Below are 21,037 nucleotides of genomic sequence, written 5' to 3'. Positions count from 1 at the left end.
ATCGTCCTCCGGCTGGTCGGGGTGATCAGGTGGTGGGGTCTATGAGCCGGCGTGCCGCGTTCACCTCGCGGGACCAGACGTCGGGGCTGCTCGACGCCCTCGCAGCCGTGACGGGTACGGCGTTCATGCGACCCCACCCGCCTGGTCGGCCTTCGGGTACCGGTGGGAGGTGGCGGTGCGCAGCCGGCCGGTGCGCGGCCCGATGTAGTCCGCGTACCGGAGACTGCCCCCGTGGGAAGCGACCCTCGCCCCGACGGTCTGCGGGGCCTCCTGCAGCCACGCCCGGTCCGGCTCGCTGGCATCGGGTGTGGTCGAGGCACTCCGCCCGTTCGCCCGGGAGGTCAATGCCTCCTCGCTTACCGGGGCAGACTTCCTCGGCGCCTCATTCCTGGTGAGCCGCGACGAGGAAGAGCTCTTCCTCACCACGGAGCTGAGTCTCGCCCACCAGAGGGGTGACGACTTCGACTTCCGGCTCAACGGCCCCCTTCCTCCGTACAGCTTCGTGTAGGGGTGTCTTCGCCCGGGGCCTGTTCACATAACTCCAACGTCTCGGAGCGACCCTCATGCCGCTCCACGACCGCATGAGCGACCTGTGCGCCCAGTACGGACTGACGATGCAGGACGTCGACCTCGGGCCACTGGGCACATTGCTGCCGCCCTCCGACTGAACCCCAGGCAACCGAGTCGGGTTCTCTCCCCGTCGTACCGTCGCCGATAGGCGGTACTCGCCTCAGACCTCGCCTTCGGTATCGGCAGGTGCGATCTCCATGCGGCCGATGCTGCCTGCACCGCGGGGGAAGACACCGGCATACAGCCGGATGAAGGGCCTCACCCCCTTCAGCGACCGCGCGAACAAGCCGTACCGACCGAATCAGAAGCAGCTGTGCATCAGGTGCCGCGCCGGGTTCAGGGTGGCTTCGCTGGTGGTGAACCATCTCCAGGGGGTTGATCAGCGCGAATCATGACTTCACTCGGGGTGCCCCCCGACCTTTACGGATCTCGTGGCTGCCATGCCGCCGTCGTCAGCAGGCCCCTTCGTTCCATCGCTGCCCTGATGCCCCGCCCGCTGCCCGGGCCGGGTTTCGTGGGAGACCTCGTGCTGGTCGAGGGCGTCCAGCAGGCCCTCCACGGTGAGACCGGCGTCAGCCGGATGCCGGAGGACGGTCCCCTCTTCGATGCGGTAGCGATTCGAGCGGCCCTGCCGGGTGTGGGTGAGATAGCCGCTCTGCTCAAGATCGGAAATGATCTTCTGGACAGCGCGCTCGGTGAGCCGGCACCGCGCGGCGATGTCCCGGATGCGAGTGCCTGGATCCTCGGCGATCGAGGCCAGCACTCGGGCGTGGTTGGTCAGGAAGGTCCAGCCGCTGTGTCCCTCGGGTACTCCACCCATGCCCTCAGGATAGTGCCCGGCGTTCACGTATTCAAAAGGGTGAAAATGAGTTCATGTATCTCTTGACGTGTGAGGTGAGGGAGGCCGAGGCTGGAGGAGGCAAAGACCAGTGGATGCCCCGGGAGCGACTCCCATGCAAGAACATCTGCTTTCTTCCCAGGCGAGGGGCGCAGACGAAGCCGTCCACGAAACGCAAGCGGGCGGCACGGTTGGAGCCTGCACCTCGCCGTTCCTGAAGGTTGCGACCTACCCCGCCAGTGGGCGGACGGTTGTGGCGGTAGCGGGTGAACTCGACATCGACACGGAGCAGGCGCTCCAGCACGGCCTGCGTGAAGTGCTGGCCCAGTCGGTCCACGGCCTCGACCTCGACTTCGCCGGGGTCGACTTCTGTGACTGCTCCGGCCTCAACGTCCTGCTGTACATCCGCCGCCTGGCCCTGTCGGAGGCCAAGACGGTCCGCATCCAGACCGCGGGGATCGCGGTCGAGCGCCTGCTCACACTTACCCGCACCTGGCCGCTCTTCGCGCACCTAGATGACGCCGGTCCCGGCGTGGCCGCCAATGGCCGGGGCATGTGTACCGGTACCACCCCCAGTCCCGTGGAGGCGGACGGGTTGCCCAAGGACGTCGAGGAGGACCTGCGCATCGAAATCGGCCAGCTCAAACGGGCCATGCAAACCAGGCCGGTCATCGATCTGGCCCGTGGCGTTCTGATGGCCTCCTTCGGTCTGAATTCCGAGGACGCCTGGAGCGTCCTGGTCGAGACCTCCCAGCGCACCAACACCAAACTGCACCACCTGGCCCAGGAGCTGGTCGGGGCGGTCAACGGTGCTCCGCTGCCCGACCGGTTGCAGCAGCAGGTCTCCGCGGCGGTCACTCAAACACTCAGCCCGCTCTCCCTGAACCACCGACGCCGTGAATGGACCTCTCCCACCGGCAGACCTGCGCCACCGGACAGTGACAGCCTCGCGTCGTGACTCTTCTGAGCGGCGGTAGACGAGTCGGCCATGGATGGCCTGGCCCGCGTGCCCACCACCGAGTGCCGACGGCCATGGCTCCATCGGTATCGACAGTTGCGGCGAGTCGTCGAGACGCTTCGGCGGGGTGCTCGGCAGCTGCTCAGGTGGTGCAGGTGGCCCGGACGCAGTACGTGCGTTCGCGGCTCGGCCTCGGCGCCGCACAGGGCGAGCAAGGTGCCCCGACAGCCATTCAGGGAGTGATCATGCCTCGTGGGTCGAGCCCCAAGCGGGAACGTCAGTACGAATACATCATCGCAGACCGCCATGGTGAGGCTGCCGCTCTCCTTGGGCACCGGTACGGTACGGATCCAGTCGGGGAAGTAGTCAGGAACGTCCTTGTGGAAGAAGGACTTTCCCAGGTGTCCGTCGGGATAGCGCTCCATCCCGAGTGGCCGGTCCTTGAGGTGGGAGAGCATGGGGCGCGCGACGGTCCGGTAGTAGTCGATCAGCTCGGCCTTGGTGATCCCGTCGTCCGGGAACAGCTCCTTGTCGGGGTTGGACAACGCCACCTTCCGGTCGCCGACGCGTATCTCGTCCTTGGTCTTCTCCTTGGCGCTCATGGGTTCTTCCTCGCCTTTTCGCCGGGCCGCTCCCGTACGACTTCCGGTGCCGGTCTATCGGTCCCCGGTCCCATGGACCGAGGGTTCCCGTCCTCCGTCCGCTCCGTGAACCCGATCTCGGCGACGAGCTGCGGCCGGATCCACGGTGGGGGCGCTGTCACGGACACCGACACAGTGTTCTCCACCGGGTTTGCACTCGGAGATCCACTCCGGGTCGGAAAGGTAGCGCCCCGTCATCGTGGCCGGCACGGCCCCGGGGGTTTCGGGCTGGGACGCTCGCCGCAACGCCGTCCGCTCCTCGGTCGGCACACGATCGAAAAGGTCGTCACGGGCGTGAAGACGGGCGTGCGCATCCACCCTTTCCATGGGACGGGTAGCCAGTTGCCTCTGCCAGTGCCCCTTGGACGTCGTCGCATGCAGGCAACAGCGAGGAGGCGCGGCATCGCGGCCGGGGCAATACCCGCGCCCCGATAAACGATCAAGCCGATAAGATGGATGGGAGAGGTGTGATCATGACGAAGCAGATCAGATATCGCAGAGTCTATGAGGAGACCTCGCCGCGAGACGGTAGGCGGGTGCTCGTCGATCGTCTCTGGCCGCGGGGGATGCGCAGCGAGGAGGCGCAGGTCGACGAGTGGCTGCGCGACGTCGCGCCGTCGACCGAACTACGCAAGTGGTACGGCCATGAATCTAGCCGTTTCACGGAGTTCCGGCGCCGCTACCTCGACGAACTGGGCGACTCCGAGCATCGGGAGGCGGCCGGGCATCTGCGTGACCTCGCCGACCATGACAAGCTGACGCTGCTGACCGCCACCAGGGACGTGGAGCACAGCCAGGCGGCAGTTCTCGCCGAGTGGTTGACGGGTGGGGCGCGGCGAGCCGCTCGGTAACTTCCTGCTCTCCCCCGGGGAAGGCCCGTGCAGCGATCCTGAGGTCGATCCTCTTCTGGAACGTCCCATGCACGAACAAGGCGGAAGCCAGGGGGATGCGCGCGCCATGTGATGCGCGTTGGCGAGAATGACGCCGCCGGGGGCAGTTGGGCGTGCGCGGAATCCGGTGATCAGCATGACGGCCAGCCGCATCCCGCCCGGCGGGCGCTGGCTGTGCAGCGCCCGCCCCGCTCTCGGCCGAAGCGCTCGTCGCGGGCGTGGCGAACAGCACGACGGCCCGCAGCGCGGGTCCTTCGGGACGGCCCATGACTTCACGACGCTGCACGCCGCCAGGCGGAAGTCATCGTGGAGCGCGGTGGCCGAATGCTTCTGGATCTTGAAACGCGCTTGCCGCCCCTGGGCGACGCGCCGCCCAAGGGTTCCAGCGCGCGTTCGCTGGAGCGCTCACCTCGTGGCTTCTCCAGTAAGCGACCGGATGTGGATTTCCGGATCTTGCTTCTGTTACCAGCCATGTTGCCCATGTTCCAGAGACCGTTGGGGCTCGCAGAGAAATAACTTGTGGGTTTTGCAGGTGTCTTGGCAGATCACCACGTCGCCCGCCCGCATGTTGTTCTTCTGTGAGCCCTTGGCGACAGATGGATGTATCGATCGGTCTTGGGCGGGTACACGGAACGGGTTATGGCCCTCCTTTGGGGCACCGGAAACGTTGAATCGGTGACTAGGCGATGGCTGCGAAGACCGAGAGGAAGTCCGGCAAGAAGACGACCGCCGCGAGGTACGAGGCAGTGGTGCGTGCGCTGCTCAACCAACAACAGCGCACATATACGGCGCAGGCCGGCATCCGACTGCGCAACAGCCCGACGCCGTTGTACCAGACGCTCGTGCTCGCCATACTGCTCAGCGCCCGCATCAAGGCCGACATCGCCGTAGCAGCGGCCAGGGCGCTGTTCGACGCCGAAATGCGCGACCCGCGGTCGATGGCGGACGCATCCAGGCAACGGCGCGTCGACGCACTCGGCAAAGGCGGCTACCGGCGCTACGACGAGCGGACCTCCACGCTGCTCGGCAGGGGAGCCGAGCTAGTGCTGGAGCGCTACGGCGGCGATCTGCGCCGACTGCGCGACGAACCCGACCCGAAGAAGGCCCTGTTGGACATACCAGGGATCGGGCCCACGGGGGCAGACATCTTCCTGCGTGACGTGCAGGGCGTGTGGCCGGAGTTCGCGCCGTACATCGACCGCAAGGCCCTGGAGGGGGCACGAAGGCTCGGACTGCCGGCCTCACCCAAAGAGCTGGGCGGCCTCGTCCAGGGCCGAGAGATGCCCCGGCTGGCGGACGGCCTGGTCCACGCGGCTCTCGACAAGCCACTGGTCGACGAAGTGCTCGCCGCCGCCAAGGCGGCCTGACAGATCCTCCGAGAAACCTACGATCCGCGGAAAGCTCCGATGTCTCTCCGACTCTTGATTTTCGACCACCCCCGAATCCGGTTGCTTCTGTTGCACCCGGTCATCGCACTCGTCATGACGTGCAAAAGTGAACCGTATTCCACCGGTTCCGTTCCGCGGGATCCGCCGCCCCCTGAGGGTGATTCGAAAGAAGTGAAAGAGCGGTCCCGTGGTCAGGTGAAGCAGGAAGGACAGGGAGAGCAGGCAGAAGATGAGGGCGAAGCGGACGGGGTGATTCAGGAACCACCGGATTAGGTCACTGTTGGCCGCGGTCGGCGGGCGCGCCCGGCACCCAGGCGTACTCCTTGCGCAGCAGCGCGTCCGCGGACCGCGTCGCCCACGGCAACCGGACGGCGAGGTCGTCGCCGAGCGCACGTCTCGGAGTCCGGGCCGACATCGTGGTGCCCACCTTCCACCGAACGGGAAACATGGGAGCCGCCACCCTCCCGCTCCAGCTCTCCCTCGCCGCGGAACAAGGCCGCCTGCGGCCGGACGACACAGTGGCACTGTTCGGTCTGGCCAGCGGTGCCAGTGCCAGCGTGATGCTGATGAACTGGTCGGTTCCACCGCCCGCCCCCACCAGATGACTTCGATCAGCCCTGAACAGAGGCTCGCGGGTCTGAACCGGGTGGACGGGGCGGTTGGAGTCGGCGAGCGTGAACTGCCGCGGTGGTGGCGAAGCGGGCCTCGATCGGGTTGACCCAGGAGGCGTCGGGTCGGCTGTCCGGCCGGCACGGTGCGGGCGTAGGCCATGGAACGACATCGGCACCTGTAGCCGCCGCATCGCCCTCGACCGCTACGAGGCGCACATCAACCTGTACGTCGGAGACGCCCAGGGCGCGAAGCCTCCACTCCGGTGGACGGCGCACTCGGCTGTATCCCGTCGAGCGGAAGGGCACCCATGGCCGAGGCGGCGTCTCAGCCGACGCTGTCGCGTGGAAGCACCACGCTGCGTAGGTCGTTGCAGCCCGCCGAGGGGGAGTCGCCCGGAACCGGCCACGTCTGATGGGCCTGCAGAGCGAGGCTCACCAGGGTGAGGAGCAGACCGATGTCGGCGTCGACTTCGAGGCGTATGGTCACCCACCGCGATTCGGGCACCATCCGGACCGCGCTCGCGCCCCTGAGGTGATCCTGGAAACGGTGAATGGCACGGGCTGTGAGGTGCAGGTCGACATCGTGATCCGAATGGAAATGCACGATCTCGCCCTGTGCCGAACTCAGCGCCCGCCCTGTGCCGCAGCTCGGCCGGGCCTCCATGAGGTCCGGCCAGCCCGTCAGTTGCGTCATGGCACGCGAGGCCAACGTCATGCGCCCATCATGACGAGCTCACCGTCCGGCCACCAGGACTTGAGCAAGCCGTAACTGAGCCGTAGCCCACGCATGTCCGGAAATGGCGGGCGGAAGTCAGAGGTGCTTCTCTCCGGGCGGGCGGCGTTCCGCGGCGTCGAGGGCGAGGTCGTACGGGACGGGTGGGTCAGGCGGGGGCGAGCGCCTTGAGCTGGAGAGCGAGGACGAGCCTGATGCCGGGATCGGCGAGATTGACACCGACGGTCTGTTCGATCTTCGTCAGCCGGTAGCGCAGGGTGTTCGCATGGATGTGCAACCGCTGCGCGGCGGTGCGGATGCTGCCCTGGTGCTCCAGCCAGGTGTGCAGCGTGGGGAGGATGAGGGCGGCGCGCGCCCTCGATGTGAACGTCAAGGGCCGGCATTACGGCTGCCGTGCGGTCATCCCGCACATGCTCACCGCGGGTGGCGGCTCGATTGTGAACATCTCCAGCGTCAACGGGCTGGTCAGCGAGCCCTTCCTCACTGTTTACTCTGCCTCCAAGGGTGCCGGCGTGATGCTCACGAAGGGCGTGGCACTGGACTACGTCAAGCAGGGCACCCCCGCTGCAACGTGATCTGGCCGGGATGGGCCGACACGCCGATCAACCACGCGCACGCCAAGCCCCTCGGCGGCCTTGAGCACTTCTACGACACCATCGATTCCTTCCAGTCCATCGGGCGTCCGGGGCAGCCCCGCGAGATTGCGAACGTCGGCCCTCTTCCTCGCCTCCGACGAGGCGAGCTTCATGACCGGAAGCGTCGTCGCGGTCGACGGCGGTATGACGTCGCAGTAGCCGTCACCCACCCGCCACCCCGCCGCTCGCGCCCTTCGCGCGAGGTGCGCCGTCCGCGCCGTCCACCCTCCCAACCGGCCCAGCACACAAAGGGGATAACCCGTGGCTTCGGACAACACCCTGGACAAGACCGGTTCACCCGGATCGAACGACAGCGCGGCACCCACGATGACCGACGACGAGACCCGGCTGCACGAGCTCGGGTACGCGCAGGAACTCGAGCGCAGCATGTCGCCGTTCTCGAACTTCGCCGTCTCGTTCACGATCATCTGCATTCTCTCCGGCTGTATGACGCTCTACGGCTTCGGCATGAACACCGGCGGCCCCGCCGTCATGGTGTGGGGATGGCCGATCGTCGGTGTCCTCACCCTCACTGTCGGCCTGGGCATGGCCGAGGTGTGCTCCAGCTACCCGACCGCGGGCGGCCTCTACTACTGGGCGGCCAAGCTCGCCAAGAGCAGAGGCCCGGCCTGGGCCTGGTTCACCGGCTGGTTCAACTTCCTCGGCCAGGTCGCCGTCACCGCGGGTATCGACTTCGGTCTGGCCCAGTTCCTCAACGCCTTCCTGGACCTCCAGTTCGGCTTCACCGCCACCCCCGGCCACACCGTGCTCCTCTTCGGCATCACCCTGCTCGTCCACGCGCTCCTCAACGTGCGCGGCGTCAAGCTCGTCGCCCTGCTCAACAACATCAGCGTGTGGTGGCAGGTCATCGGGGTGGCGGTCGTCGTCCTCGCGCTGGTCGTCTTCCCCTCCCACCACCAGTCGGCGGGCTTCGTCTTCGGCCACTTCGTCAACAACACCGGCTGGGGATCCGGCCTGTACGTCTCCCTGCTGGGCCTGCTGCTCGCCCAGTACACCCTGACCGGCTTCGACGCCTCCGCCCACATGACCGAGGAGACCCACGACGCGGCCCGCTCCGGACCGCGCGGCATCGTCAACTCCATCCTCGTTTCGCTGGTGGCGGGCTGGATCCTGCTGATCGGCGTCACGTTCGCGATCCAGAGCTACGACGGCGCACTCGGCAGCTCCACCGGCGTGCCCCCGGTGCAGATCTTCCTCGACGCCCTGGGCGACACCGGCGGCAAACTGCTGCTCCTCATCGTCATCGGCGCCCAGTTCTTCTGCGGGATGTCCTCAGTGACGGCCAACTCCCGGATGATCTATGCCTTCTCGCGGGACGGCGCGCTGCCGGGCTCGGCGTTGTGGCACCGGATCAGTGACCGCACCCGTACGCCGTCCAACGCGGTGTGGCTCGCCTCGGGCGGCGCCTTCCTCCTCGGCCTGCCCTACCTGATCAATCCCACCGCGTACGCCGCCGTCACCTCGATCGCGGTCATCGGTCTCTTCATCGCCTACGTCATCCCGATCTATCTGCGGCTTCGCCAGGGCGACGACTTCGCGGCCGGCCCCTGGAACCTCGGCCGCTGGAGCAAGCCCGTCGCGGTCGTCGCCGTGGGCTGGGTCGCCTGCGTGACCGTCCTCTTCATGCTTCCGCAGGTCAGCCCGGTCACCGCCAAGTCCTTCAACTACGCGCCGATCGCGGTCGTCGTCGTCCTCGGCTTCGCCGGCGCCTGGTGGATGCTGTCGGCCCGCAAGTGGTTCACCGGCCCCAAGGTCCAGGGCAGCGCCGACGAGTTGGCCTCCATCGAACGCGAACTCATGGGCAACTGAACGCCACCGCCCCGCACAGCCGAGCGGCCCCCGGACTCCAAGGTCCGGGGGCCGCTCGGCATCGGCATGCGGGCTCGCGCCATCGGTACGCGGACTCAGGCCATCCAGAAGAAGACCGCGGTCATCCGCTTGTCCTCCATCGTGCTGCCCCAGTAGGCGGTGGCACTGTGCATCAGGTTGGCGTGGTAGAGGAGCAGCCGGTTGTAGCGGTGCGGGACATCGAGGTCCTCGACGAAGGAGTCCGGCGCCACGAACCGCGTACCCAGCGCGTCGACCAGGTTGTTGTGCGGAGCCGCCACCACGTTGCCGCCGAGACGGCCGCCAGGCAGGTTCTGCCGGTAGAAGCTCGTTCCGCAGCTCTTGGGTACGACCGGGTTGAGATAGAGCACGGCGGCGTAGCGGCACAGCGCGCGGGAGTCGGTGTGCGGCCGCGGTCGGCCCTCGTCCTTGCCGACCACCTGGACGCAGTTGTGGTTGAGCGTGCCCCCGGAGGGCGTGCTCTGCACCCACAGTTCCTTCGCGCCGGTGGCCTTCTTCACCAGCCGTTCCACACGGGCCAGTTCGCCCGGTTCGAGCCCCGGCATCGTCCGCAGGCCCGGCCAGCTCTCCGAGGTGTACGGGTAGCCCTTGGCCCAGTCGTCCTTGGCGAGACAGCGCGCCCGGACGGCGTCCACGTCGGGCAGCACATCGTCGAAGACCCAGTAGTCCCGGTCACGGGTCGGTTTCCGATACGGGAGGACAGGGAGGGCCGGAGTCCGTGGGGGGTGTGAGGACATGCGGCCGACCATAGTGGCGGCGTCGGTCACCACTCGCCTTGGAATTGGTCAACAATCTGTCAACTTCGCTTGGTCGCAAGGCTGTCGGCGCGCCTTTCGTGCCCCGTGCATGTTCCGTGCGCATCTCGCGCACATCTCGCGCGCCAGCTTGGAAATGGGATCCATTTTCAGATAGCGTGAGCCATGTCCGCCTACCTGGGAGACCGACATGGCCGTGCCCAAACGCAAGATGTCCCGCAGCAACACCCGCCACCGTCGCGCCAAGTGGAAGGCCTCCACGGCGCAACTCGCCCCGATCACCGTCGACGGCGCCTCCCACCTCGTACCGCAGCGACTGGCCAAGGCGTACGAGCGTGGCCTGCTGCGCCCGGAGGGCTGACATGCGCGCGGCCTTCGTCGGAAAGGGCGGCAGCGGCAAGACCACGCTGTCGGCCCTCTTCTCCCGCCGGCTGGCGCACTCCGGCGCGCCTGTCGTCGCCATCGACGGCGACATCAACCAGCACCTGGCACGCGCCCTCGGCCTCGGCGACGACGAAACCTTCGCCGCCCCGCCCCTCAGTGCGCGGCTCGGTGAGATCAAGGCCCACCTGCGCGGCAGCAACCCGCGCATCACCTCGCCCGAGACCATGATCAAGACCACCCCGCCGGGCCGCGGCTCCCGCCTGCTGCGCCTCCTCGGCGACGACCCGGTGCACACCCCGCACCTCCAACGGGTCGGCGGCGTACCGCTGATGGTCACCGGCGAGTTCGACGAGAGCGATCTCGGCGTGGCCTGCTACCACTCCAAACTCGGAGCGGTGGAGCTGTACCTCAACCATCTCGTCGACGGGCCGGGCGAGTACGTCGTCGTCGACATGACTGCCGGCGCCGACGCCTTCGCCTCCGGACTGTTCACCCGCTTCGACATGACCTTCCTGGTCGCCGAGCCCACCCGCAATGGTGTCTCCGTCTACCGCCAGTACCGCGACCACGCCCAGGAGTTCGGCATCCCGATCGCGGTGATCGGGAACAAGGTCACCGGCGAGGACGACCTGCTCTTCCTCAAGGAACACGTCGGCGACGACCTTTTGACGTACGTCCGGCACTCCTCCTGGGTGCGCTCCCAGGAGCAGGGCCGACCCCACGGCGACCTCGAACCGCACAACATCCACGCGCTGGGTCACATGCGGACGGCCCTGGACGCCCGTACCAAGGACTGGACGGCCTTCCAGGAACACGCCGTCGCCCTCCACCTCCGCAACGCCGCGGCCTGGGCCGACCGGGCCACCGGCACCGACCTCTCCGCACAGATCGACCCCGACTTCCGGCACGGTCCCACCGCTCTCGTACCGTCCGCCGGCTGACCCTCCCCGCGCACGGCCCGAGTGCGACCGGCACACCACCGAACCACCTAGCGACAGGACTGCCACTCTCATGTCACTCGACGTCTCCCCGAAGCTGCTCGCCGAAGCCGAACGCGGTCCGATCCGCGAAGCGGACTTCGTGGACACCGTCCGTACGTCCCTGCCGTACGCGTACGACCTCATCGCCGACCTGGCTCATCAACTCCGCGACGGGACGGCGGAGTTCGCCGACAACCACACGCCGCCACCCTCCGAGAAGGAACGCGGCCAGCTGCTGCGGGCGCTCGCCAGCGACGCGATCCGCGGCAGCCTGGAACGGCACTTCGGCGTCACCCTCGCCTTCATGAACTGCCACCGCGTCGCCGTCTTCCGCCCCGAGGACAGCGGAGGCGCCACCCACGCCCGGTTCACCTCGCAGCGCTCGCAGATCCTCAACCAGTCACCCGAGTTCCGCGACTGCTGAACCCCGCGGCCGTGCGTCCGTCCGTTACATCGCGGGCTGGGTGGTCAGCGACTGCTCGGCCCAGATGATCTTCCCCTCGGGGGTGTAGCGGGTGCCCCAGCGCCGGGTGAACTGGGAGATCAGGAACAGCCCGCGGCCACCCTCGTCGGTGGTCTTCGGGTGCCGCAGATGCGGGGCGGTCGCGGCGCCGTCGGAAACCTCGCAGATCAGTGCCCGCTCGCTGATCAGACGCAGCCGGATCGGCCCCGAGGCGTACCGGATCGCGTTGGTGACGAGCTCGCTCACGACCAGCTCGGTGGTGAAGGCCAGCTCGTCCAGGCCCCACGCGCTCAGCTGCTGCGTCGCCACCTTCCTGGCCTCGGCGACCATGGCCGGGTCGGTGGACAGGTCCCAGGTCGCGACCTGGTCGGCGCCGAGCCGGCGGGTGCGCGCCATCAGCAGCGCCACGTCGTCGTACGGCCGTGACGGCACGAGGTCGTCCACGATCGTGCGGCACACGCCGTCCAACGGCTGACGGTGCGAGGCCAACGCGCCCCGCAGCCGCTCCCGGCCCGCATCCGGATCCTGTCCCGTGCGGGGCGTGGCGATCAGCCCGTCGGTGTGCAGGGCGAGCACACTGTTTTCCTCCAGGGTGAACTCCACTGATTCGAAGGGCAGTCCGGCGACACCCAGCGCGGGACCACGAGGAAGGTCGGCGAACGTGACGGTGCCGTCGGGAGCGATGACCGCGGGTGCGGGATGCCCCGCGCCCGCCATCGCGCACCGCCCGCTCACCGGGTCGTACACCACGTACAGACAGCTGGCTCCGACGGCCTGCATCCCGCTGGTGAGGGTGTCCGCGCCGCTGCCCTCCTCCCGGGCGGCCCGGCTGACCAGGTCGTCCAGGTGCGCGAGCACCTCCTCGGGCGACAGGTCCAGATCGGCGAGGGTCTGTACGGCGGCCCGCAGCCGCCCCATGGCGGCGGCGCCGTCGATGCCGTGACCGGTCACCTCGCCCACGACCAGCGCCACCCGGGCCCCGGACAGCGGAATGACGTCGAACCAGTCCCCGGCGAGGCCCGTCAGCTCGTCCGCGGGCCGGTAGCAGGCCGAGACCTCCACCGCGTTCTGCTCGGGGAAGCGGTGCGGGAGCAGATTGCGCTGGAGGACGAGCGCCGCGTCGCGTTCACGGGTGTAACGACGGGCGTTGTCGAGGCACAGGGCCGCCCTGCCGACGAACTCCTCCGCCAGGCTCAGATCGTCCTCGTCGAAGGGGTCCTCGCGCTCGCGCCGGAAGAACGTGGTGATACCCAGCGTGACGCCACGGGCCCGGACGGGGACGATCATCGCGCTGTGCAGCCCGAGGTCGAGGAAGGAGGCGGCCGGGCCCTCGCGGGCGCTCGTGCTCCACTTCCTGGCCAGCGGATCCAGCCGCGCCTCGCACCAGGACCGGCCCTCGGCCAGCGCGCGCACCGGGGGAGAGGTCGTCTGGTAGGTCGCGGCCTCACCCACCTCGATGGCGGTTTCGGGGACGCCGGCCCGGACCGACTGCTGTCCGGCACGCCGCAGCGACACCACGTCCGTGTCGCTCAGCCGGCCGGGCACCGGCTCAGCTCCCCTGAGCACGGACTCCAGCAGGTCCACGGTGACGAAGTCGGCCAGCCCCGGTACGGCGACATCGGCCAGCTCCTGCGCGGTGTGCAGGACGTCCAGACTGCGCCCGATGTGCTCCCCGGCCCGGTCGAGCAGCGCCAGCCGCCGTCGGGCACGGTAGTGATCGGTGACATCGACGACGGTGTAGTACACCCCGATCGGATGCCCGTGGTCGTCCTCCAGCCGGATGAACGACAAGGAGTGCGCGGTCTCGCGATGCGGCGCGGACCGTATGTGGCCCACGTGCTCGTACCCGACGACCGGCCGACCGCTCTCCAGCACCTGGCGCATCTGCGCCTCTAGCGCCTCGGCGTCCAGGCCCGGCTGGATGTCGGCGAGCCTGCGCCCCAGCCGCCGGTGCGGCGGGCCCCCGCCGAACTGCTCCAGCGCGGCGTTCGACCACACATAGCGCAGGTCCGTGTCCACGATGGCGATGCCCACCGGCGAGCGGGCGTTCATCCGCTCCAGCACCGACCGGCTCATGTCCCAGCCGGGGCCACCGGCCAGATCGGCGAGCAGCACCACCCAGCGCGTCGGCCCGCCGCTCTCCCGTATCGGGACGACCCGGACCATCACCCGGACCGCGTGCCCGTCCCGGTGCAGCGCGGACAGCAGTCCCGCCCAGCCGTTGCCCTCGCGGCACCGCGCCACAAGGTCGGGGATCCGCGCCGCGTCCTCCGGAAGCAGCAGGTCGGCGGCGCGGCGGCCCAGCACCTCGGAGGGCGCGTACCCCAGCAGCCGCTCGGCGTCCGCGGTCCAGCTGGTCACCTTCATCCGGGCGTCAAGCAGCAGCGGTGCGGCGTCCGCCATGTTGAAACGCCGGCGGGCGGCCGACACGTCTCGTTCCTCGCTCGCAGCCACGGCGACCCTCTCCGCTCCCCGAGGTGGTCCTACCCGCTATTTGCCCATTCTTCACGTTGTACGACCACGTGGGCTCGGGGGCCTGGGGCGCCGTTGAACCCCGGGGCCGGTGGCCGCGTATCACTCCACGGGATGGCGTGAAACCGCGTGCACGGAAGGAGAGCAGTGTGCCGACACCGCCCGAACCAGGGCAGCCCGGGGGGCGACGGGCGATCGAACCCACCTATGTTCAGCGGCGCCGCCGGACGGAGGCACTCGCGCAGCTTCTGAAGGAGGTGCGCGAGGAGCAGAACGGGCCCGACCCGGACGAGAACTACGAGGTCATCGCCGTACCGGCCACGACGGGCGCTGTCATGCCGCCGGTGGCCGAGGACGCGACCGAGGTACTGCCACCCGTCCTGGTGGGCGAGGACTACACCCGGGGCGCGAGACCGGTAGCGGCACGCGGGCCCTCCGTCACTCCCGGCGTCCGCCACGGGCGCGGGCCCGCGGGCGAGCGGACGGCCAGGTGGGGCACCGGGCAGCGCCGCGCGGCCGTCGTCATCGGGGTCACGGGGGCTGCCCTCGTCGGCTTCGCCCTCGCGCTCCTGCTGCCCGGCGGTGAGCAGGAGGCCGGAGCACAGGCCGGGCGGGCCCCGACCGGCACACCCACGACGGCCGCCGCCCAGGTCCCGTCCGCGAGCGCCGACCCGGACGGAGCGGGCACCCTCCGCGAGGGGGACAGCGGCCCCGCGGTCAAGGACCTGCAGCAACGGCTGCTCCGGATCCCGAACGTCTACGACCACGGCTCCACGAACGGCACCTACGACGCCACGCTCACGGCCGCGGTCGCGCGCTTCCAGCTCTGGTACGGGATCCGGGGCGACGAGACGGGTGTCTACGGCAACGACACCCGCGCCGACCTCGAATCCCGTACGACGCTGTGACCCCGTACGGCCGCACGGCTGCCGAGCGCGCCAGGAACGTCAGATGGCCGCGACCGACCGGGTGAACTCCCTTATTCCCCGGGCGAGTTCCGTCGGCCGGTCCAGGGGTACCAGGGTGTAGCTGTCGTCGATCTCGACCAGCCGTCCCTGCGGCAGCAGCGCGGCGAGGCGCCGGCCGTGCTCGGGCGGCATCACGCGGTCGCCGCGCGCCCAGACGACGAGGGCGGGGCGGTCGAAGCCCGGCAGCCGTTCGGCCGCGGCGAGCAGCAGACCGGTGTCCGCCGCCGCCGCGCGCAGCGTGCGCACGGCGTCGCGGCGGATCTCCGGCCGTTCGAGGACCGGCCTGATCCACCGCGCGGTGGCGGCGTCTCCCCGGAGGGTCAGCCACCCGAAGGCGACCGGCATGCGGCGCAGCGGCCGCAGCCGCATCTGTTGCATGAACATCCCGAACAGCCGAGGCGGGAGCCTGCCGCTGAGGACGAGCGTCCGGCCCGTCAGCCCGGGCGGGAAGTTGTCGAAGGCGTCGCACGACACGAGCACCACCCCCGCCACCCGTGCCGCACCGTCGCCCATCATGAGCTGGACGAGCGCACCGCCGGTGTCATTGCCGACCAGGACGACGTCCCGCAGATCGAGGCGGACGAGGAACTCCGCGACCAGCCGGGCCACCCCCGGCAGCGACAGGTCGGCGTCGGCCCGCATTCCGTGCCGATGCGCCCCGAGCGGCAGGGTCGGCGCCACGCACCGATGGTCGGCGGCGAGCTCGGAGATCGTCTCGTCCCACAGCGAGGAGTCCATCATCAGCCCGTGCAGCAGCACCAGCACCGGACCGTCGCCACCGGTGTCCCGGTACGCGACCGTCCCCGCCGACAGCTCGATCTCTCCCGTCGTCATCGGCGCTCCACGGAGGCGACGGAGGCCACCGGGGAATCGAGCACATGTCGGCGCAGGAACGACAACTCGACGTCGACGGCCCGTTCGTGCGCGTCCAGGAACGGCGCGTAGTGCCCGCCGGGCAGCCGGACCAGCTCCGCGCGGGGCGCCCGCCGCGTCGCGTGCACGGCCGCCGTGGGCGAAGCGGACTGGTCCTGCTCGCATACGACGACGAGCAGCGGACACCGTACGCGCGGGGCGTCACGGCCGGGACGGTAGAACCCGAGGCCGAGCGCCGAGCGGGCCGCGACCTCCTGCCGCCAGTCCGGATACCGGTTGCCGGGATTGAGCGCGCGCGGGACGTCGGCCGTGTCCGGGGTGGTGAGGACGGCGACGGTGCCGGGCTCGCCGCCGAGCGGCACCAGCAGGGGCGGACGGCCGAGGAGGCCGCCGGCCGCGTCGAGGACACCCCTGCCGAACAGGCGCAGCAGGGCGAGTGGCTTCTGGTGGCGCGCCGCCAGGCGTGCGGCGGCCGGACCCCCGACGTTCGGCGTCTGGGCGATCACCGCGGCGAGGTGCGGGGTGCGCGCCGCGACCCGCAGGAGGTGACCGGCGGATGCGGAGAACCCCCAGAGCGCCAGCCTGCTCCGGTCGACTCCCGGCAGGGTCGCGGCGAACGCGACGGCGGCTTGCCAGTCCGTCAACTGCCCGCTGACGGAGGCGACTTGGCGCGGTCGCCCACCGCTCTCGCCGAATCCGCGACAGTCGAAGGCCAGCACGCCGAACCCGGCGTCCTGGAACCGTCGCGCGAACAGGTCGGTGCCCGGTTCCTTCGTCACGGCGAACCCGCCCGCCATGATCACACAGGAGCCGTCGGTCCCCGGATAGTGCCAGGCGGCACACTCGCTGCCGCCACTGCTGAAACGGACCTTCTCCCGCTCCCCGGACACCGGATCGGTCACGTCTTTCATCAGGGCCTCCCGTGTGCGTCTGCCGCGTCTTTGCCGAGCGTCTGCATCCAAGAGGGCTCATGAGGACCCCGGTGTGACATCGCCGCGACCCTCCTTTGGACTTCCCACCGGGAGCAGACCTCCGCGGGGCGCTGTAGTACCGCGGTGGCACATGGACTCCCCGGAATGACTCCCTGGGTACGACGGCTTCGCGCCCACGGGCTTCTACCGTGGCCATTGAGGAAGCGGGAGATCGAAGCGCGGGGATCGAAGCGCGGGGATCGAAGCGCGGGGATCGAAGCGCGGGGATCGAAGCGGAGGGATTCATGATCCGTCCAGCCACGAAGGGAGCCGGCGAAGATGGCCACCGCCCACAGCGACGCCGCCCAGGACAGGCAGGTGCCGGATCCCGACGGCACGCGGCCGCTCGCCGTCGTGCTCCTCTGCGCAGGTGTCGCGATGCTGCCCTGGCTTCTGGTGCTGGCGAACTCTCTGCCCGCCGCCGAGTCCGCCACATGGATAGGACTCGACGTACTCGAGGCACTGGGTCTGGCCGCCACCGGCCTCCTCATGCTCCGCCGGGACCCGCGCGGCTGCCTCACGGCCACCGCGACCGCCGTACTCCTGGTCGCCGACGCCTGGTTCGACGTGACGACCGCGGCGCCCGGTACCGAACTCGCCACGGCCGCCGCCATGGCCCTCGGCGTGGAACTCCCCATGGCGGTCCTGTGCGCGGTGCAGGCTGTACGTTCCTGGCCGCACTCGGCGCGGCGAAACCGGCGCTGACGGAGCCGCCCTTCGTCCAGTCGGCCGAGCTGGTTGGATGACGCTCCATGGACAGAGGCCGGTCGGCGTCCGAACCGCTCGGCCCCTCGGCACTGGCCTGGCGCTACTTCAGCGACTGGCGAGGCATGCTGGTGGGCCTGTGGGCCGGGTCGATGCAGAACATGCACCCCGGTCTCGGCGCCGGGGTGGAGGAGCACTCGAAGTTCTTCGACGAGCGCTGGGAGCGGCTGTTGACCGAGGAGCGGCCAGCCACCGGGCGAGGGCATCGGACAGATGACCGCCTGCCTGCCTGCCGGCCGGCGACGGCGACCGAACCGACCACCCCTTTTCGCGGATCTCGCCGTTGCGCCTGCACGTACCCGTCCCCCCGTTCCCCACCACCTGGACCACCGACGTCACCGACGTCACCGACGTCACCGACGGCCCCGATCGGAGACCGTCGGACTGATGTGCGAACCAGTCACGGCCGGGGGAGTGCTCGTCCGCCCCGGCGATGTGATGCGGGCCGACGCCGACGGTGTGGTCGTCGTCCGCCGTGAGGACGCCGCCGAGGCGGTCGCCTCTCACAGGAGCGGGTCGACGCCGAGGCGGGGTGCATCGCCGCGTATCGGGCGGGCAGGACGGCCGTCGACATCTGCAATCTCGCGCCGCTTCTTGCGGCGAAGGGGCTGGTGATCGAGGACCAGCGACATTGCACAGGGCGATACCGGGTGACGCCGGTGATGCGTGCGTCAGGAGGTCTGATCGATCAGGAGCTTCACCCGGGGACCGGCACGAAGCCCGGCCAAACCCGCGTCGATGACGTCGCTGAGGGGGAGGGTGTCCCGGAAGTGGAAGGCCGACCAGGCCGGGAGTCCTCCATCAGGGCTGCCGCCAGATCGTTCCAGGCGAGTACCTCGCAGGTCGCGGACGTTACGGTTGCCGCGGCCCGCGGTTCGGCTGCTCATCGGCACGTTGCTGGAGTCCGGGAAAGAGGATCGCCCACCAGGGCGCACTCCACCTCGTCACGATCCTCAGCCGGGAATCACGCGTGCGGCTCGGTGTCCAGGACCATGTCTGACGTGGAGCCGATCAGACGGCGCAGGACGGCGTCGGCCCGCTCACTGTCGCGGGCCATGACAGCGTCGAGCAGGTCGCGGTGTTCTTTGTGGACCGCCTGGTCGGTCCAGCGGTGCGCGTCTGCCGGTGTGGGCCGGCTCCACCGCCGGTACCCCCGTACGCCCACCTCGGCCCTGCCGCCACCGCGCGCCTAGCCGAGCTGGCCGGCGGCTTCACGCGAGCCCTCAGGGCGGCGGGCGCCTTTCCGGCGGCGCACTTCGGCAAGGGCTGAGACCGAGGGCCGGGTCCTCGCTCAGTCGCCGCCCGGCGCGGTATGCGCCGGGCGGCCCAGGGGCGTACGGCCGAAGCAGCGGCTGACGCCGGGCGTCTGGATCACCGCCGCGAAGGCGGCCATGTCACCGGCACCCGCTGGGGTCTTCACGGCGCCGAAGCCGTCCTCCGTCTCCGCGCCGTGACCGCCCGACCAGTACGCCGTGGTCAGCCAGAACAGGTGCTCAGGGCCAGCGGCCCAGAACCTCACGGGGAGCCGGTTCGTTGAGCCGATCGGCCTGCTCTCCCAATGACCAGAAGGACTCGTCGTGACCGGTGGTATCCCAGTGGACGACAGCTGTGTCGGCGCCTTCCAGGAGCTGAAAAGCAGGCGGGACATCAACACAGTGATCTTCCGGCTCAGCGACAGCCTGGAGACCGTCATTCCCGACTCCAAGGGGAACCTGACACACGACGAACTGCTGAAGGCCCTGCCGGCCGACGAGCCCCGGTACGTTGTCCACGACCTGCTCTTCGCGACAGCGGACGGGACCCGTCAGGAGAAGATCGTGCTGATCTCCTGGTGCCCGGCGGGGGCGAGGGCCGAGGAGAGGAACGCGCACTCCTCCGGCTACAGCACACTGCGGAACCTGCTCGACGGTGTCCAGGTCTTCGTGCAGGCCACAGACCTGTCCGACATGGAGTACAAGGCGCTCGTATCCCGGGCCTGTTGACCCATCCCTCCGCCTTGGCGGTGATCAGGGCGCGCCATCGTTGACCGGTGGCCGGCTCGCGCGCCGACCCACCGACTGCCGGACGCCCGCACGAGGGCTCGGCGATCTCAGCATGCGAGTGGCCGGACGACCACGCTCCCGGGCGGGGCCGCATCAGGGTTGGGCCGGAGAGTCACGTGAAAGACGGCCACCGATCGGCGGCCCACTCGAGCCAGCCCGGCCACCCAGGAGGATCGCACCCCGGTATGAGATCGGTGTCGGTGATCCGTCCCGCAGGCGCGAGCGCTACCCCGAACCGTGAGGACGCTAAATCGGGGTGCAGCTGGGCATGACTTTCTGTGAGCCTGGCCGGCGCGGGATGTCGGGGTGGGGGAACGAGGTGTCCAGGTGCGGGTGTTCGGTGTCGGGGAGACGGTCGTGCGTCGGGACGTCTACCGCGGCCGGGTGTGGAGCGCGCAGGCGCTGCGGGTCATCGAGGACACCGACGTGGCGCTGATAGCCGCGTGCCGCCCGGGTGCCCAGGCGCTGTGGCCGTCTCTGTACGCAAAGGCCCGTAGCGACGGCGACCGTTCGGTGCGCATGGAGGCGTTCGACGCGATGGCGACGGGGGAGTGGGAGCTCGTCCCGGGGCTGTGGCAGGACACGGAGTTGCTGCTGTGGAAGCCGCCCGCCGCCTGGTTCAGTGTCAACGCCTTCTATGTCCCCGACAGGCAGGGGCGTCGGCTGCGGAACTGGTACGTGCACTTCGAACACCCCACAGCCCGCACCCCGGACGGGTTCGACACCTTCGACCTGGCCGTGGACCTCGTCATCGACCCCGACCTGACCACGATCGAGTGGAAAGACGTGGACGAGTACGCCCACGCGCGTCGCCTGGGCATCGTTTCCGACACCGTGCACCAGGCGGTGGAGCTCGCCCGCACCCAGGTACTCGTCCTGCTGGAGGACCGGGCGGGGCCGTTCGCGGATGCCGACCGGTGGGCGGCCTGGCGCTGGGACGCCGCCTGGCCGCCTCCCCGCCTGCTCCAGTGCCCGCTGGACGAGTTGGTGCCGGGCCGTGGGCTGGAGGGTTTGCCTCCGGTGGGGGACCGAAAGGCGCACCGAAGGTAGGACCCCCCTCGAAACTGATCGCTGGACCACCAGAATTCGGCCGGGCTGTCTCGGATTTGCCCACTGTGACGCAGCGGCTCAGTTCCGGTCGGTGCGCTGGTCGGCATGCTAGCTGGTTCGACCACAGCGAATGCGAGTGACCCAGGTCGCCCTTGCTTTGTGGCTCCTTGGGCAGGCCGTT

23 protein-coding genes and 6 pseudogenes are annotated in these 21,037 nt (G+C 69.4%); 17 read left to right on the top strand and 12 right to left on the bottom strand.

The genetic code is table 11. From position 1 onward, the window contains the following. The first annotated feature begins 223 nt into the window (after nucleotides 1–223). Both ABZ656_RS11090 and gvpK read left to right on the top strand, forming a co-directional pair. Nucleotides 224–508, top strand: a complete 285-nt coding sequence (locus ABZ656_RS11090) for a GvpL/GvpF family gas vesicle protein (protein WP_360266651.1) — start codon at nucleotides 224–226, stop codon at nucleotides 506–508. 34 nt (nucleotides 509–542) lie between these two features. Next, nucleotides 543–668: pseudogene (gvpK, locus tag ABZ656_RS11085) on the top strand (gas vesicle protein GvpK); the annotation flags it as partial. Between the two features lie 299 nt (nucleotides 669–967). On the opposite strand, the gene ABZ656_RS11080 reads toward gvpK, so the two are convergent. Then, on the bottom strand, nucleotides 968–1,390 hold the full coding sequence (locus ABZ656_RS11080; protein WP_360266632.1) for a MarR family transcriptional regulator: 423 nt from the start codon (nucleotides 1,388–1,390) through the stop codon (nucleotides 968–970). 271 nt (nucleotides 1,391–1,661) lie between these two features. On the opposite strand from ABZ656_RS11080, the gene ABZ656_RS11075 reads away from it, so the two are divergent. Further along, nucleotides 1,662–2,366 carry an ANTAR domain-containing protein gene (locus ABZ656_RS11075; protein ID WP_360266629.1) on the top strand — a complete coding sequence of 235 codons (705 nt, stop codon included), beginning with the start codon at nucleotides 1,662–1,664 and terminating at the stop codon, nucleotides 2,364–2,366. Here ABZ656_RS11075 and ABZ656_RS11070 read toward each other — a convergent pair. Beyond that, entirely contained in the window at nucleotides 2,267–2,968 is a 702-nt protein-coding gene (locus ABZ656_RS11070) for a hypothetical protein (protein WP_360266626.1), read from the bottom strand. The two genes, ABZ656_RS11075 and ABZ656_RS11070, sit on opposite strands and share 100 nt — an antisense overlap. Before the next feature lie 512 nt (nucleotides 2,969–3,480). Here ABZ656_RS11070 and ABZ656_RS11065 point away from each other — a divergent pair. After that, a complete protein-coding gene (locus ABZ656_RS11065) occupies nucleotides 3,481–3,858 on the top strand; it encodes a DUF488 family protein (RefSeq protein ID WP_101404014.1) in 378 nt (125 codons plus the stop codon). Between the two features lie 725 nt (nucleotides 3,859–4,583). Then, the gene (locus ABZ656_RS11060) at nucleotides 4,584–5,264 is read left to right on the top strand and encodes an endonuclease (protein WP_360266623.1); all 681 of its coding nucleotides are present in this window, start codon (nucleotides 4,584–4,586) and stop codon (nucleotides 5,262–5,264) included. Nucleotides 5,265–5,586: 322 nt separating this feature from the next. On the opposite strand, the pseudogene ABZ656_RS11055 reads toward ABZ656_RS11060, so the two are convergent. Beyond that, nucleotides 5,587–5,673, bottom strand: a pseudogene (locus ABZ656_RS11055) (aminoglycoside phosphotransferase); the annotation flags it as partial. Between the two features lie 28 nt (nucleotides 5,674–5,701). Between ABZ656_RS11055 and ABZ656_RS11050 the strand changes: the two are divergent. After that, nucleotides 5,702–5,890 carry a 3-oxoacyl-[acyl-carrier-protein] synthase III C-terminal domain-containing protein gene (locus ABZ656_RS11050; protein WP_360266620.1) on the top strand — a complete coding sequence of 63 codons (189 nt, stop codon included), beginning with the start codon at nucleotides 5,702–5,704 and terminating at the stop codon, nucleotides 5,888–5,890. A 331-nt stretch (nucleotides 5,891–6,221) separates the two neighbouring features. On the opposite strand, the gene ABZ656_RS11045 is transcribed toward ABZ656_RS11050, so the two are convergent. Both ABZ656_RS11045 and ABZ656_RS11040 read right to left on the bottom strand, forming a co-directional pair. After that, complete coding sequence (locus tag ABZ656_RS11045) at nucleotides 6,222–6,611, bottom strand: luciferase family protein (protein WP_101402777.1); 390 nt, start codon at nucleotides 6,609–6,611, stop codon at nucleotides 6,222–6,224. Between the two features lie 166 nt (nucleotides 6,612–6,777). Further along, on the bottom strand, nucleotides 6,778–7,002 hold the full coding sequence (locus ABZ656_RS11040) for a helix-turn-helix domain-containing protein (protein ID WP_101402778.1): 225 nt from the start codon (nucleotides 7,000–7,002) through the stop codon (nucleotides 6,778–6,780). Here ABZ656_RS11040 and ABZ656_RS11035 point away from each other — a divergent pair. Both ABZ656_RS11035 and ABZ656_RS11030 read left to right on the top strand, forming a co-directional pair. Continuing rightward, nucleotides 6,899–7,423: pseudogene (locus ABZ656_RS11035) on the top strand (SDR family oxidoreductase). The gene ABZ656_RS11040 and the pseudogene ABZ656_RS11035 sit on opposite strands and share 104 nt — an antisense overlap. A 168-nt stretch (nucleotides 7,424–7,591) precedes the next feature. After that, the gene (locus tag ABZ656_RS11030) at nucleotides 7,592–9,094 is read left to right on the top strand and encodes an amino acid permease (RefSeq protein ID WP_101404015.1); all 1,503 of its coding nucleotides are present in this window, start codon (nucleotides 7,592–7,594) and stop codon (nucleotides 9,092–9,094) included. A gap of 95 nt (nucleotides 9,095–9,189) precedes the next feature. Here the strand turns inward: ABZ656_RS11030 and ABZ656_RS11025 are convergent, their stop codons facing one another. Beyond that, the gene (locus ABZ656_RS11025) at nucleotides 9,190–9,870 is read right to left on the bottom strand and encodes a DUF6445 family protein (protein ID WP_360266615.1); all 681 of its coding nucleotides are present in this window, start codon (nucleotides 9,868–9,870) and stop codon (nucleotides 9,190–9,192) included. Nucleotides 9,871–10,078: 208 nt separating this feature from the next. Here ABZ656_RS11025 and rpmF point away from each other — a divergent pair, with 208 nt between their 5' ends. The 3 genes from rpmF (at nucleotide 10,079) to ABZ656_RS11010 (ending at nucleotide 11,676) form a co-directional block, all read left to right on the top strand. Next, nucleotides 10,079–10,249 carry a 50S ribosomal protein L32 gene (gene rpmF, locus ABZ656_RS11020; protein WP_101402781.1) on the top strand — a complete coding sequence of 57 codons (171 nt, stop codon included), beginning with the start codon at nucleotides 10,079–10,081 and terminating at the stop codon, nucleotides 10,247–10,249. A 1-nt stretch (nucleotide 10,250) separates the two neighbouring features. After that, a complete protein-coding gene (locus tag ABZ656_RS11015; RefSeq protein ID WP_101402782.1) occupies nucleotides 10,251–11,213 on the top strand; it encodes an ATP-binding protein in 963 nt (320 codons plus the stop codon). A 70-nt stretch (nucleotides 11,214–11,283) separates the two neighbouring features. Then, on the top strand, nucleotides 11,284–11,676 hold the full coding sequence (locus tag ABZ656_RS11010) for an SCO5389 family protein (protein ID WP_360266611.1): 393 nt from the start codon (nucleotides 11,284–11,286) through the stop codon (nucleotides 11,674–11,676). Nucleotides 11,677–11,700: 24 nt separating this feature from the next. Here the strand turns inward: ABZ656_RS11010 and ABZ656_RS11005 are convergent, their stop codons facing one another. Next, nucleotides 11,701–14,118: a SpoIIE family protein phosphatase gene (locus ABZ656_RS11005; protein ID WP_101404017.1), complete on the bottom strand. Its 2,418-nt coding sequence runs from the start codon at nucleotides 14,116–14,118 to the stop codon at nucleotides 11,701–11,703. Between the two features lie 218 nt (nucleotides 14,119–14,336). Between ABZ656_RS11005 and ABZ656_RS11000 the strand changes: the two genes are divergently transcribed. Next, complete coding sequence (locus ABZ656_RS11000) at nucleotides 14,337–15,095, top strand: peptidoglycan-binding protein (RefSeq protein WP_101402784.1); 759 nt, start codon at nucleotides 14,337–14,339, stop codon at nucleotides 15,093–15,095. Nucleotides 15,096–15,134: 39 nt separating this feature from the next. On the opposite strand, the gene ABZ656_RS10995 is transcribed toward ABZ656_RS11000, so the two are convergent. After that, nucleotides 15,135–15,989: an alpha/beta hydrolase gene (locus ABZ656_RS10995; protein WP_101402785.1), complete on the bottom strand. Its 855-nt coding sequence runs from the start codon at nucleotides 15,987–15,989 to the stop codon at nucleotides 15,135–15,137. After that, complete coding sequence (locus ABZ656_RS10990) at nucleotides 15,986–16,939, bottom strand: alpha/beta fold hydrolase (RefSeq protein WP_101402786.1); 954 nt, start codon at nucleotides 16,937–16,939, stop codon at nucleotides 15,986–15,988. The genes ABZ656_RS10995 and ABZ656_RS10990 overlap by 4 nt, the downstream gene beginning before the upstream one ends. 339 nt (nucleotides 16,940–17,278) lie before the next feature. On the opposite strand from ABZ656_RS10990, the gene ABZ656_RS10985 reads away from it, so the two are divergent. The 3 genes and pseudogenes from ABZ656_RS10985 to ABZ656_RS10975 all read left to right on the top strand — a co-directional run. Further along, complete coding sequence (locus tag ABZ656_RS10985; RefSeq protein WP_360266606.1) at nucleotides 17,279–17,704, top strand: hypothetical protein; 426 nt, start codon at nucleotides 17,279–17,281, stop codon at nucleotides 17,702–17,704. A 47-nt stretch (nucleotides 17,705–17,751) separates the two neighbouring features. After that, nucleotides 17,752–17,934, top strand: a pseudogene (locus tag ABZ656_RS10980) (oxygenase MpaB family protein); the annotation flags it as partial. Nucleotides 17,935–18,136: 202 nt separating this feature from the next. Continuing rightward, a pseudogene (locus tag ABZ656_RS10975) lies at nucleotides 18,137–18,387 on the top strand (S-adenosylmethionine--2-demethylmenaquinone methyltransferase); the annotation flags it as partial. A 170-nt stretch (nucleotides 18,388–18,557) separates the two neighbouring features. Here ABZ656_RS10975 and ABZ656_RS10970 read toward each other — a convergent pair. The 3 genes and pseudogenes from ABZ656_RS10970 to ABZ656_RS10960 all read right to left on the bottom strand — a co-directional run. After that, nucleotides 18,558–18,638, bottom strand: a pseudogene (locus tag ABZ656_RS10970) (transcriptional regulator); the annotation flags it as partial. A gap of 90 nt (nucleotides 18,639–18,728) precedes the next feature. Then, a complete protein-coding gene (locus tag ABZ656_RS10965; protein ID WP_129592197.1) occupies nucleotides 18,729–18,929 on the bottom strand; it encodes an FCD domain-containing protein in 201 nt (66 codons plus the stop codon). 126 nt (nucleotides 18,930–19,055) lie between these two features. Then, nucleotides 19,056–19,283 carry a hypothetical protein gene (locus ABZ656_RS10960; RefSeq protein WP_360266603.1) on the bottom strand — a complete coding sequence of 76 codons (228 nt, stop codon included), beginning with the start codon at nucleotides 19,281–19,283 and terminating at the stop codon, nucleotides 19,056–19,058. 58 nt (nucleotides 19,284–19,341) lie between these two features. On the opposite strand from ABZ656_RS10960, the gene ABZ656_RS10955 reads away from it, so the two are divergent. Continuing rightward, nucleotides 19,342–19,746, top strand: a complete 405-nt coding sequence (locus tag ABZ656_RS10955; RefSeq protein WP_360266600.1) for an actin depolymerization factor/cofilin-like domain-containing protein — start codon at nucleotides 19,342–19,344, stop codon at nucleotides 19,744–19,746. 366 nt (nucleotides 19,747–20,112) lie between these two features. Then, on the top strand, nucleotides 20,113–20,856 hold the full coding sequence (locus ABZ656_RS10950) for a DUF402 domain-containing protein (RefSeq protein WP_360266597.1): 744 nt from the start codon (nucleotides 20,113–20,115) through the stop codon (nucleotides 20,854–20,856). Nucleotides 20,857–21,037 lie beyond the last annotated feature (181 nt).

This window comes from Streptomyces sp. NPDC007095 (assembly GCF_040634475.1).
Classification (GTDB): Bacteria; Actinomycetota; Actinomycetes; order Streptomycetales; family Streptomycetaceae; genus Streptomyces.
The sequence above is the reverse complement of the archived record's forward strand: the minus strand, read 5'-3'. Positions and strand labels throughout refer to the sequence as shown.